Consider the following 13,243-nt stretch of genomic DNA (forward strand, 5'->3'; position numbering starts at 1 on the left):
AATAACCTGCAAAAAATGCAAGTTTAGAGGCGTTTCAGATAAAACTGCTTCACAAAAATGCCTAAAGCCGCACTCCTTCAATCATACATCTAAAATCATACATCTGAAATCCTAATGCTTGTTTACTTTGTTCTTGTCTTTAAACAACTTTTGCATTTTGCCATTCTTTTTTGAAAGTTCCGGGGCTGGTGCTTTAACCGCCGCAGGTTTTGCAGTTGAGGAGTTGTCAGTAGTTTTTGCGGCGTCACTTTCCTCATCCTCTTCACCGGTATAATAATCACCAAACAGGTTGGATAAAATTTTAGCGTGATAGATAGAACGGAAATCTTTATTGCTGATGAGAATGATAGTGGCATCTTCTTTAAGCAGCCTTATAAACACTGCACGGCTGCCGTGCCACCAGCCATTGTGGTAGATCATTTTTTTACCATCGGCATAAATATTCATGCGCCAACCCAATCCATAATTTCTTACGCCTGGTTTTTCGTTGCTATAGGGAGCATAAGCTTGTGCCAGCGTTTCTTCAGTAAATATTTTTTTGCTGGATAAAGCCCTGTCCCATATCAGCAGGTCTTCGGGAGTGGTGTATACATTTTTATCTCCATAAACACCATCCGAAGAATTGAAAGGAATTAAACCTCCTCTCCAATCGTAGCTGTAATTTACTTTTACAGAATCTGAAGGCAGGTAAACAAAAGTATTTTTCATTTGCAATGGTCCAAAAAAATGCTGTTGCAGGTACGCCGGAAATTTTTCGCCTGTAACATTTTCAACCAGCAAAGCCAGCAAGGCATAATTGGTATTGCAATAAGTAAAGTGTGTATTGGGAGATGTGATATTTTCAAGTTCCGCCTTTTTGGTAACCATATAATTCAGCACATCTTCGTTGCTGGCAATTTTCTTTTTATCCCAGCCCAGCTTTTCCATAAAATACAGGTAATTGGGCAGGCCGCTGCGGTGATTTAATAAAGAACGTATGGTAACACCGGGGTAATTAAAAATTTTAATGTACTTGCTCAACTCGTCATCAATATTCAATTTGCCTTCCTGCCATAGTTTTAAAACTGCCATGGCAGTAAATGTTTTGGAAGTAGAAGCAATTTGTAAAGGTGTAGAGGCGGTTAGCAGGTCGTTGCCAGGTAAATGTCCTGTGCCGGTATATTTTTCAAAAACGATGTTGCCGTTTTTAGCCACCAGCATACTGCCGTTATATCCTTTATAAAGTAATGCAGAATCAAACCATTGTTCGCAGCCTATGCGTAAACGCTCTGCTTCAGCTTTTGCGAGGGGAGCAGGCTTGGGTAATTCAATAATTCCGGTAGTATCTTTAAGGGTGCCACCGGCCGTTTTTTTTGAGCTTGCCTGGCAGGAAAATAATGCAGGAATTATAATAAGTACAGCAGAGATTTCACGCAAACGTTGCCATTTCGAATTAACAGCCGTTTTATTGAATAAGGTCGAAAAAGTTGGTATCATAAAAATATTAAGACATAGATAGAATATATTTGCACAAAATACGGCGTAAATATCATGGCAGAAAAAAAAATCACCAGTTATCCCAAAGAAAAAATTAATATCCTTTTTTTAGAAAATATAAGTGACGTAGCGGTAAAGTTCTTTAATGCAGCCGGTTATGCTACGGTAAAAAAAATAAATGGAGCTTTATCAGAAGAGGAATTGATTGCTGCGGTAAAAAATGTGCATTTGCTGGGTATCAGAAGCAAAACACAGATTACTAAAAAAGTACTGGATGCAGCTGAAAAACTGCAGGCAATTGGTTGCTTTTGCATTGGCACTAACCAGGTAGATTTAAAAGAAGCTACCAATAAAGGTGTGGCTGTTTTTAATGCGCCTTACAGCAATACCAGGAGTGTAGCGGAATTGGTAATCGGCGCTTCTATAATGCTGATAAGAAGAATTGTAGATAAGAACAGGGCCGCACATGAAGGAATATGGAATAAAGATGCCAGCGGCAGTTACGAATTGCGGGGTAAAACATTGGGCATTATTGGTTATGGAAATATCGGCAGCCAGTTAAGTGTATTGGCTGAAGGCCTGGGAATGAAAGTGATTTTTTATGATGTGGAAACCAAACTGCCATTGGGTAATGCAGAAGATAGAAAAACATTGAAGGAACTGGTGAGCCATGCAGATATTGTAACCTTACACGTTCCTGAATTAGCGAGCACTAAAAACCTGATCAACAAAGGCAACTTAAAATATTTTAAAAAGGGCGGTATACTTATTAACTACGCCAGGGGTGAAGTGGTAGACCTGGATGCTTTGGCCAAATCTTTAAAAGAAGGGCATTTAGGTGGTGCAGCTATTGATGTATTTCCATGGGAACCTGAAAAGAACGGCGATAAATTTACCACACCACTACAGGGATTGAGCAATGTGTTGTTAACGCCACATATCGGGGGCAGCACGCAGGAAGCTCAACAGAATATCGGCGAAGATGTAAGCAATAAATTGTTTAATTATTTAGAGAAAGGTGCCACTTATGGTTCTCATACCGTGCCTGCATTAAGCCTGCCGCCGCAGGAAGGTACGCACCGCATATTGCATATACACAATAATGTTCCCGGTGTGTTATCAGAAATAAATACCCAATTAAGTAAGCATAAAATAAACATCTTAGGGCAGTACTTAAAAACAAACGAAGCCATTGGTTATGTGGTACTGGATGTAGATAAAGGGCTAAGCAAAAATGCAGTAGAACTGCTGCGTAAAGTGAAAGCGACGATTAAGGTGAGGGTGCTTTATTGATGTAAGGTTTTTTAGTTACGGGTTAAAGAAGTTACGGGTTAGAAGAGTTACGGGTTATTTGATTGTTGGTTTGATAAAAGGAGTTCATTCCTTCGCAAACAATCAAATAACCCGTAACCCGTAACTTCTTTAACCCGTAACTTCTTTAACCCGTAACTCGTAACTCCTTTAACCCGTAACTATTTAGTAATACTTAACTCTATCGACACACTCGTCCCAATTCCTTTTTCACTGCTGATCTGCAGTTTTGCATTCATCGTTTTTATCAGGTCTTTAATAATAAGGTACCCCAGGCCGTTACCTTTTCTGTTATCAATATTGGCAGAAGAAATAATGAACTGATCGGCCATAATATTTTTTATCTGGTCAGCTGTCATTCCAACGCCTTCATCTTTTACAGTAATAATTAATTTATCTCCAACCGGCTGTGCGCTGATGATGATGCTGCCTTTCTCTGAAAAATTAATGGCGTTGGTAAAGAGGTTATAAACGAGGATCTTCAGTGGTTCAAAATACTGGTATATCTTAAGTTCAGGGTCAACAGTGTTTTCCAGTACCAGGTTTTTCTGTTTGGCTAAAGAAAATAAAACACCCAATACCTGGTTGATCATGTCGTGTAATGTAAAAGATTCTTTTACCAGGCGCCTGTTTTCATTCTGGTATTTTATCCAGTTTAAAATATTGGTAGATAACAATTGCAATTCCTGCGATGTATTGGTGATTTCCTGAATAGTTTCCTGTTGCAATTCTTCCGACATCAGACTTCTTTTTTCAATTAAATTTTTACCGGCTACCGTTACAAATCTTAACGGTGTAACAATATCATGACTGATGATAGAAATCAACCTTGTTTTAATGGTGTTATTTTTTTCAAGTATTTCATTTTGGGTTTGTAATTCCTTTGTCTTTTCTGCAACCTGCTTTTCCAGTTTATACTGCCTGATTTTGTATTGCCTTGTGCGAAACCGGAAGAAAAGTGCGATGACGCCCAAAAAAGCCAATACGCAAAGCAGCACAAACCACCAGCGTTTATACCATGGCGTATTGATAGTAAACTGAACAGTGGCGTACGAAAAATTATGCTGCCCGTAACCGTTCATTTTTCTTATGCGGACAGTATATTTTCCCTGTGATAAATTAATAAGGCGAATGACACCATTGCTCTCGGGTGTTACCCAGTTCCAATGTGTGGTATCATTTACCTGGTATTGCAGATAAATATTTTCGCTGCCGCACCAGGCTGCAAATTGAGGCCTGATAATTATTTCACCGGTATAGGCATCCAGTTTTATTTTTGAAACCGAATCCGCAGGTATTCTTTTATTGTCTGCAACTATTTCATCAATATAAATATCACCAGTGGGTAATACTTCCTGTATCTGGTCTGGTTTTATCCATTGCAGCCCATCCATCGACGGAAAGGACACTGTTTTATCCTTCATATACAAAGCGCATGGTGTGCAGCCTCCATTGAGCTCGGTCATTTTCATGCCATCCTTCTTGCCAAAATAGTGATAGTACACCGGCTCGGAAACTTCGTTTTCAAAATAATTCACCAGGTCGCTTAACAGGCATTTATATATTCCTTTGTTGCTGCTTATCCAGCAAAAGCCTTTGTCGTCAGGTACAAAACAATTGGTGAACAATAAAGAGTTTTGTTTATCAAGGGGCATTGCTTTTACCTTATTGCCCTTGCACATATAAAATCCTGCGCCATTACTGCCACACAAAACATACTCTTTGTATAGCCAAACATTGCCAATGCAAAACCCCGGCCGTGATAATAGCGTGTCTAACTTTTGCAGGTGCATATTATAACGCAGCAGGCCACCGCAATTAGCAATATAAAAAATACCCTTTTCATTGCTTTCTACAAAATCATAGGACTCCAGTCCGGGTTTTGCCTGCGTTTTAAATTTATATATGTAATCCATACTGTCTGCCTTAAGCAGGCCTATGCCAATATGATTTACAATGTACAATTGCTCACTGTTGGTTACAACAAGTTCGCTATGCGACAGCTTATTGTAAACTATTGTTTGTTTAGAAGCTGCATTATATTGATGCAAAGTTGCAACAGGCTGGTGAGGCTCCTGCTTGCTGTACCAAAGGCTGCCATCGGGGGTTTTAGTTACGTTGTATAAAAATTTACCGGCAATGGGCAGGTCACCGGGTGGAAAATTTGTTTTACCAATAATATCGCCTTCATTGGTAAGTACATTTCCATTGTTTAATTCTACCTGCGAAAAATAACTGTTGCGGTTCTTAGGGTTGCCATTTTTTCGCTGCAGCGATTCAACTTTATTAAGGCTGGCCACTATCAATCCGGATGATTCTGTACCAATAAACAGCAACTGTTTTTTTTTGCTGTACTGTACAGATTTTATATAAGAATCTGTAGGCACGCCCACAAACTGTAATTCAGCTTTTAAAACACCGTTTTCATATTTCAATACCCATACTTTGTCATCTTCTATATAAACAGGTTCAGTCATACCGGGTTGCCAAAACAATAAGTTGTTATCGCCGGCAGGTTTTAATAAGCCTGCATTTGGGCCGGCAATGGGTACAGGGCTAAGGGTATTATCATTAAAATTGATCTTGTATATTTTTTCATTGGTATCAATTAAAAAATAATTTTTATCAATTTCGAATATATAATTTACCTGTTTAAAAGGCAATATTACCGGTGATGGCAAACTTTTGGAATGGTAATACAAATTATTTTTATTCAAAACAACGCTTGAAGTATCGCTCAGGCAAAATAATTTATCAATGCCTTCAGCAAAAGTTTTATTGCTCTTCTTTTGAAAAAAAGTATCGGCATCAGCAGCAAAATAGGGAAACTGACTACTGGGTTTACCAGATGCTGCAGCAGTCCGCCATAATACCGGTTCATTTTTTTGTATCACATACATATTGCCTAACTGGTCGGCAATATGTATGCTGCCGGTATTGTCATGCAGGGCAAACAGCATCCGGTTCATTGCCATTTGCGGAATATTTTCTTTGTTGAATACTTTAAAATCTATGCCATTAAAACGCACAATACCAATACCGGTAGCCATCCACAAAAAGCCGGTTTCATCATCCCATTGCAAACCACTGATCACATTGGAAGGAAGGCCATTCTCTGTAGTAAATTGCTGCACATAACAATTGGGCTCATTTTGTGCAAATGATATTGTAAAGGCAAATGCAAAGAAAAGAAGGAGTAAAGTTTTCTGCATAGTCAACTACAAATTACACTAATTTAATTCATAAGTTATGCTAATTTCATTTCCCAATCCGGCGCATTATTTAAAAATTTCAATAACTGCCATCAATTAATAACTCACATTATACAAAGTGGCCAGTTCCATCAGTTCTTTAATGTTACCGGCATTGGTCTTTTCAAAAATGCGGTTCTTAAGGGTGGAGATGGTATTCATTTTTAAATTAAGGTTATCGGCTATTTCTTTGGTGCCGATGCCCTTCAATACATAGTGCAGAATTTCCAGTTCTCTTGGCGCTAAAGCCTTAAAAGGGTTATCCTGGTGCTGGATATTGTTTTGACGAACCGGCATTTCATTATGCATGAATTTATACAGTATCTGCACCATTTCTTCTTCGCCTACCGATTTAGACATGTAGTAGTTAATGCCATACTGCTTTAATGCTTCGCCATAAATTTCTGCCGGCTGCATCGAAAAGATAAGGATATTTAAAGCGGGATATACTCTGCGGATGTTAGGAATTACTTCCAGCGTACTGCCATCCGATAGAATAATATCCAGCACCAGGTGGGTGTATTTATTTTTTACCAGCTCCTTCATCAACTCATTACAGGTAGCCACTTCCTGAATGTCAGTAAAGCCCAGTGTAAGCTGCATGTGCAACTTAAGGCCCTTCCTGATCATACTGTGATCATCTGCTATTAAAATTTTTGGCTGCATCGTTCTTTTATTCTTCTGTTTGTTATGCTAATTTCTATATTTTATCGGAGCTTCTTCTTTTTATTTTTTTACTTACCGGATAAGAATAAAAGTGCCTTTTACTACTTTTAATTCTGTGGAGCTGCTTTCTTTAAAACTAAGTAAATAAATAAAGCCACCGCCGGGAGAGTTGGTACCATTCAGTTTACCATCCCAGCCTTTATTTTTATCACTTGTTTCAAAAACAATTTGTCCATAGCGGTTGAAGATCTTTAAATTAAAATCAGTAACCAGTTCGGTACCAAAAACTTTAAACAAATCATTTTTACCATCGCCGTTGGGGGTAAATGCATTGGGTATAAATATGGTGCAAAGCCCTTTTGAAATAATGATATCATCTGTAGTTGAACCGCAGGTATTGGTGGCGGTCAAAGCATAGTTTCCGGTTTTGGTGATGGTATACACCGGGTTGCTTGTTCCGTCCTGCCATTGTAATTGCCATAGCGGATCTGTTACAGGATTGAGTGTGATAGTATTACCCGGGCAGATCAACTGATCGGGCCCTAAAGTAAATTTTGGTTTTAAATTGTAATTGATAACTACCGTATCAGTTTTTTTACAACCATTTAAATCCAGTTTTACAATATAGGTTCCTGGTTTGCTTACAGGGTAAATGGGATTGGTATTGCCATCCTGCCACAGGTAAGTGGCGTTTGGATAGGTGGCATCCAATGTTACTATAACGCCTTCGCATACTGTTTTATCAGCGCCTAAATTTATTACCGGCGATGGCTTAACTGCTGTGATAATTAAACTATCCCTGTAAGAACAACTGCCTTTGCTTACTTCGCACCAGTAAAGGCCGGCCTGGAATGCTTTTATTGTAGCAGCAGTGGCACCGGTGTTCCATAAATAACTGGTAGCATTAGATACAGAAGCATTAAGTGTTAAACTATCTCCTGCACAAATAGCTGCATCGGGCCCAAGGGTAAAAACAGGCGCAGCAGTAAACAGTACATTGATGCTGTCTCTTTTTTTACAACCACTGATGGTGTTACTTGCTTCTACCCAATACAAACCAGAAGTGATTGGTGTATAAACAGGGTTAGTTGTTCCATCCTGCCATAAATAAGTTGCGTTAGGATTAGTAGCATTGAGCGTTACAGGAACTCCCTGGCAAACCGTAATATCATTGCCCAGGTTAACTACCGGTGCAGGTTTTACAGCCGTTATAGCTAAGCTATCCCTGAAAACGCAACCGTCTTTATTTACATCACACCAGAAAATACCTACCTGGAATGCTTTGATGGTGGGAGTGGCAGCGCCTGTATTCCATAAATAACTGGTGGCGTTTGCCACAGTGGCATCAAGTGTTAAAGAATCACCGGCACAAATTGCCGCATCTGCACCAAGATTATATACCGGCATTGGTTTAAAGGTAACATTGATACTGTCTCTCTTCATGCAGCCGGCACTGTTACTGGCCTGCACCCAATATAAGCCGGAAGCAGTTGCTGTAAATGTAGGATTGGTGGAACCGTCCTGCCATAAAAAAGTATTGGTACTTCCAACACCCGATGAGTTCAGTAATAAACTGGTAGCGCCGCAAACCAAAGTGTCGTTACCTAAATTAATATTTATAGCATCGGTGCTTACCTGCTTTTGTAAAGTATCTGTTCCGCAGTTGGTGAATTTTACCAGCTGTACAGTATAATTGCCGGGGGCAGAAAATATATGTACTGCATTGTTTTGTGTAGAGATGTTATTAGCGCCGGATGCCGGATCTCCGAAGATCCATTTTACTGATACTACATTTGACGCAGGTGTGTAATTAAAAGTACCTGTTAAAGTCTGACAACTAACGGTATGGGTGAAACTATCTACAGGATAAAAATAACTTTGGATAAAAGTAGGTAAGCCAAATGTTGACTTTTGGTTTGATTGCGACCACTGTATCGCACTATTGGTAAAATTGCATCCGCTGCCGTAAACATTAGGGCTGCTGATTGAGGAAATATATGTAGGAGAAGTAAGCGGGGATAAATTTTGTGCCATATACATTTTTCCGTCAGGAGCTATCTGTAAAGCTGCATATATTTCACCCGGATTAAATAGTCCTGATATGATTTGCCTGGATGCTCTTATTGCAGCAGGGGAACCAAGGGTAATATCATATTGATGCAGTTCGTTTTTACTAAACGCACTAGTTGCATCACGCCAGACAGTGGTGTATAACAGATCGCTGTTTGGCGAAAACTCAACGCCATAGGACAGGTAATGAGGATCGGTTGGCTGGAATAAGCTTATGGAGTTGGATACAATGCCTGTTGCATTGTCAAAATCACTTACATCAACGTTTACATTCCAGAAAGCAGTAGCTATTTTTTTTCCATTTGGCGAAGCTTTCATATAACCAAGAAAAGAAGAATCAATACGTGTAGTAGGTGTGCGGGGAAGGCCTGGTAGTACTGTGCCGGTATGGCTGATAATTGGTGTGGTGTTTACACCTGTGGCATTCACCAGGTAGGCATAATAACCATTTGAGGCCGTATCATGAGCCAATACCCAAATATCCTTATTGTTACAATGTTTTACGGCAGTAATTTTTTCTAAGCTGTTTTGTGTGAGCGGCACATTTTTTATCTCCACATCTCCCTTACCATTATCCAACGTCATGTTCACGACTGAATAATTTAATCCCTTGGTGGGGGTAAACGTTCCGGTAGGTGGCACAAACTGTACTGCATCTACAGTAAAAACATAATACCTTGCAGGGTCCCCGATTTTTGGAACAATAACTGCCGACTGCGTGGAAGAAGGGTCACCAAATAAACCAGTACCATTAGGCATTACCTGGTGTACTTTGTTCCAGATACTAATACCATCAGTATAAAAAAGTAAACCTCCGTTTGCATCGCAGATAGTAGCCACACCTTCAATTGTATGTAATTGCCCATTATTTAATGGAACGGGAGTTCCACTATTAAAGTCAATTCCTAAATAATTTCCAAAGTACCAGATATTCGCTTCCTTCTGAAAATTCTGCGCAAACAGCTGCTGCTTTGAAAAGGAAAACAGTAAAATAATAAGGCTTAATATATACCGCATCATAAAAAGTAAAATGACTGGTGACGATCAATTATACATCAAAAGAACTTCAAAATAGTTTCAGCACCAGTAGAGTTAATTCTACAAGCCTATCCTTTACCAGTAGATAATATTGCACTCTGAAATTTACTCCTGCCCTCATTCACCAAAACATTAAACGCTAAAAAAAATGGCAAAACGCAGCTTAAAAACAAAATTCAGTTCATTGGCAGTTATCATTCTTATGATTACAGGCCTGAACGTTAAAGCACAATTAAACCCGGCTGTTGGTGCAGGCCCCTGGAAGTATGTGGTTCCTTTTCAACATGGCTTTAATTTAACCGACATGTCTTTCATTGATAATAAAACCGGCTTAGCTGTTGGTAACAATGGCGCTATTGCCAGAACAACAGATAGCGGCCGCAACTGGCAATACATTCCCTTTAAATTTATCAATGCTTCCAACACATTGGCACTGGCACAGTTTAGTGATGTACAGTTTGTAACACCAACTATTGCGTACGCAGTTGGCGGCAGCGGTTTAATGATAAAGAGTACCGATGGTGGTTTAAACTGGGCACAGGTTACCACTCCTCTTACAGCATTAAGCAGGAATATTAATGCATTACATTTTTTAAATAAGGATACAGGGTATATTGGTGGTGCAGCAATTAACACTACCAATACCACCAATATTAACGATGCACCAAAAGTATATTTTACAAGAAATGGTGGTACTACATGGGATTCTTTAGCAAGCCCCTTCAGGCCGCAACAAAATAATATTACTTTAAGCGGTTTTAATTCTGCCGAAATACAACGTATCATGTTTGTGAATGACTCTGTAGGTTATGTGAGTGGCTCCTGCGGACAGTCTGTGCCTAACTACAGCGCCATACTCTGGAAAATTGAAAAAAATATTGTAAAAGATTACAGTTTGCATCGTACAAAATTTGGTGTATCGATTACTACCGGCACGGGAAGTAACCCTACACAGTGTACGCAAACTTATAAAGGGCTGTTGGGTATCAATGATTCGCTGGTGCTGATCTCCAGTAACTCAAATGGTATTGTTGTAAGAGTAAGAACGGGTAAAAATGATAGCACTGCTAATGCAGTACCACTGATATACGGCGCTTATGAAAGAGGTGTATATGAGGTAGTAGCCATTTCAAATACTTTTCCAACCACACCACCTAACTCTCCTTTAAATACTGGCGCTATGTGGCATATCAGAAAAGCACCGGGAGGAAAAATTGTGATGAGTGATGGAAGAAGCATTGCATTCTCTACAGATAATGGTACTAACTGGACGGCAACAAATCCTGTACCTGCCAGCAGCAATATTGCGCACTGGGGATACCAGGCAATGGATATAACACCAAATGGCAGAATAGTAGCTGCAGGGTATAATGGTATGACCTATGATTCATTACCGGGAGCAGCAGGATGGAGCACCGTATATAAAAATATAAGGCCATTATTTTACAGCTATTCTGATATGGATTGGGCTGATAATTGTAATGGTATTATTGTAGGAGCCAGCGGAACTATTGCCAAGACAAGTGATGGTGGAAAAAATTGGGTGGATGCTTCCAATGCGGTATTTGATGCCAATCAAATCAGTTTAACCAATGTATTTTATCCTGCAGTAAACAGTATGTTTTTCAGCACCAATACTTTTGGTTTTATTGGCATTCATAAATCTGCAGACCAGGGCCAAACCTATACACCAATATTTATTGAGCCTAATCAGAATACCGGTGGCATTACCAATTTTACAATGGTAGGCAACAGGGCATGGGCAGTAGGTTACAGGTTTAGCCCCGAAGTGCAAAGAACAGTGATCTTCCGTAGTTTAAATGTTAATGCAGCTACTCCTGTTTGGGATACTACGAAAACATTTCCTATAGGCACATTTGCACCACAATTAAAAAATATAAAATTTGCTAACCAGGATACAGGGTATACCTGCGGCAACAGAGGTAAAGTATACAGAACAGTTAATGGTGGTACTACATGGACAGATGTTAGCCCGGATACAACAGCAGCGGGTAATGCTACTGCTACTTACAATGCATTAAGCGTAATAGATGGTAAAACATTGTATGTAGGCGGATCAAGCAAAAAATTATTCAGATCAACAGATGCCGGTGCAACCTGGACGGACCTGACGCTGGTACAAACTACTAATCCAATAACAATATCTGCATTTACATCTATCAGTACAATAATAATGAACGATGTGAATAATGGTTATATAAACGCAGGTAGTCTTCTTTTAACCACTACCAATGGCTGGTCTACCTGGACGTATGATCTGAGCCCCCAGGGTATGTCGAATATTTCCATCTATCCTAAAATGGTAGCTCCAATACAAAATAAGAAATTGTATGCAATGCCATTGGTTGCCGGCTTTGGTGGCCCTATCAGTACTTCATCTGCCATCTTACTGGAATATGGTAATACTGCTTTTACTACAGTAAATTCTTCTGAAGTAGTTACTAATGCTACCTGTACAAATCCTAACGGAGGTAGTGTTACTATTAATACAACAGGCGGTATTGCACCATACACCTATACTTTAAACGGAAGTGCATTACAGTCTTCAAATGTATTTACAGGTTTAACGCAAGGTGTAAAAACAATTGTGATAAGAGATGCAGCCTGCCAGGTATTTACCAAAACTGTTACCATTGGTTTTACCGACAACCTTACCTTAACCACCAGCAATGATACAGCAGTATGTGCAGGTGCTCCGGTGCCGATGATTGCTACCAGTGCGGCCAATGTGTATTCATGGAGTCCTGCAGGAGGATTGTCAAACTCAACAATCAGTAATCCTGTAGCCACAGTTAACAGCAATACTACTTACACAGTTACGGCTACACTAAATGGTTGTGTAAGAACAAAAGCGATCAATATTTCTACCAAAGCCAATCCTGTAATAAGTGCAGGCCCTGACAAAACTATCATCAGTGGTGATGTGGTAACATTGGATGGTTCATCTCCTAATACTAATGTTACAAGCATCTTATGGTCGCCGGCAACAACTATTACAAGCGGTGCCAATAGTTATGTAGCTACTGCACAACCAACTGCAACCACTACATATACTTTAACAGTAAAAGATAATAACAGTTGTACTTCTACTGATAATACCGTGATCACAGTAATTCCATATTGCATTAAGATCATGGATGCCTTTACACCAAATGGTGATGGTATCAATGATAAATGGATCGTTACCAGTGGTGGTGCTTGTACCAGCCAGGTAATGGTAAATGTATTTAACCGTAATGGCGACCTGGTATACAGCAATGAAAATTACCAGAACGACTGGAATGGAACGTACAAAGGAAAAGCTTTACCGGATGCCACTTACTACTATGTTATCAGGTTTAAACTGATAACCGGTAATGGTTTGCAATTAAAAGGTGATGTAACAATTTTAAGATAATCTATTTATAATA

6 protein-coding genes are annotated in these 13,243 nt (G+C 39.4%); 2 read left to right on the plus strand and 4 right to left on the minus strand.

What is annotated here, in order from left to right:
• Positions 1–111: 111 nt before the first annotated feature.
• The gene (locus ACQ334_RS23265; RefSeq protein WP_430990685.1) at positions 112–1,476 is read right to left on the minus strand and encodes a serine hydrolase domain-containing protein; all 1,365 of its coding nucleotides are present in this window, start codon (positions 1,474–1,476) and stop codon (positions 112–114) included.
• A 54-nt stretch (positions 1,477–1,530) separates the two neighbouring features.
• On the opposite strand from ACQ334_RS23265, the gene serA reads away from it, so the two are divergent.
• Positions 1,531–2,769: a phosphoglycerate dehydrogenase gene (serA, locus tag ACQ334_RS23270; RefSeq protein WP_430990686.1), complete on the plus strand. Its 1,239-nt coding sequence runs from the start codon at positions 1,531–1,533 to the stop codon at positions 2,767–2,769.
• Between the two features lie 179 nt (positions 2,770–2,948).
• Here the strand turns inward: serA and ACQ334_RS23275 are convergent, their stop codons facing one another.
• The 3 genes from ACQ334_RS23275 to ACQ334_RS23285 all read right to left on the minus strand — a co-directional run bounded on the left by ACQ334_RS23275 (position 2,949) and on the right by ACQ334_RS23285 (position 9,794).
• Entirely contained in the window at positions 2,949–5,999 is a 3,051-nt protein-coding gene (locus ACQ334_RS23275) for an ATP-binding protein (protein WP_430990687.1), read from the minus strand.
• Between the two features lie 96 nt (positions 6,000–6,095).
• Positions 6,096–6,704 carry a response regulator gene (locus ACQ334_RS23280; RefSeq protein WP_430990688.1) on the minus strand — a complete coding sequence of 203 codons (609 nt, stop codon included), beginning with the start codon at positions 6,702–6,704 and terminating at the stop codon, positions 6,096–6,098.
• Positions 6,705–6,776: 72 nt separating this feature from the next.
• On the minus strand, positions 6,777–9,794 hold the full coding sequence (locus tag ACQ334_RS23285; RefSeq protein WP_430990689.1) for a gliding motility-associated C-terminal domain-containing protein: 3,018 nt from the start codon (positions 9,792–9,794) through the stop codon (positions 6,777–6,779).
• Positions 9,795–9,960: 166 nt separating this feature from the next.
• Between ACQ334_RS23285 and ACQ334_RS23290 the strand changes: the two genes are divergently transcribed.
• Complete coding sequence (locus ACQ334_RS23290) at positions 9,961–13,230, plus strand: YCF48-related protein (RefSeq protein WP_430990690.1); 3,270 nt, start codon at positions 9,961–9,963, stop codon at positions 13,228–13,230.
• The last annotated feature ends 13 nt before the right edge of the window (positions 13,231–13,243 follow it).

Origin of the sequence: Ferruginibacter sp. SUN106 (assembly GCF_050611765.1) — a bacterium.
GTDB lineage: Bacteria > Bacteroidota > Bacteroidia > Chitinophagales > Chitinophagaceae > Ferruginibacter.

What these genes read in the sequence shown, in the direction of transcription:
- ACQ334_RS23265 (WP_430990685.1), bottom strand. Translation starts at nt 1,476, where the DNA reads ATGATACCAACTTTTTCGACCTTATTCAATAAAACGGCTGTTAATTCG.
- serA (WP_430990686.1), top strand. Translation starts at nt 1,531, where the DNA reads ATGGCAGAAAAAAAAATCACCAGTTATCCCAAAGAAAAAATTAATATC.
- ACQ334_RS23275 (WP_430990687.1), bottom strand. Translation starts at nt 5,999, where the DNA reads ATGCAGAAAACTTTACTCCTTCTTTTCTTTGCATTTGCCTTTACAATA.
- ACQ334_RS23280 (WP_430990688.1), bottom strand. Translation starts at nt 6,704, where the DNA reads ATGCAGCCAAAAATTTTAATAGCAGATGATCACAGTATGATCAGGAAG.
- ACQ334_RS23285 (WP_430990689.1), bottom strand. Translation starts at nt 9,794, where the DNA reads ATGATGCGGTATATATTAAGCCTTATTATTTTACTGTTTTCCTTTTCA.
- ACQ334_RS23290 (WP_430990690.1), top strand. Translation starts at nt 9,961, where the DNA reads ATGGCAAAACGCAGCTTAAAAACAAAATTCAGTTCATTGGCAGTTATC.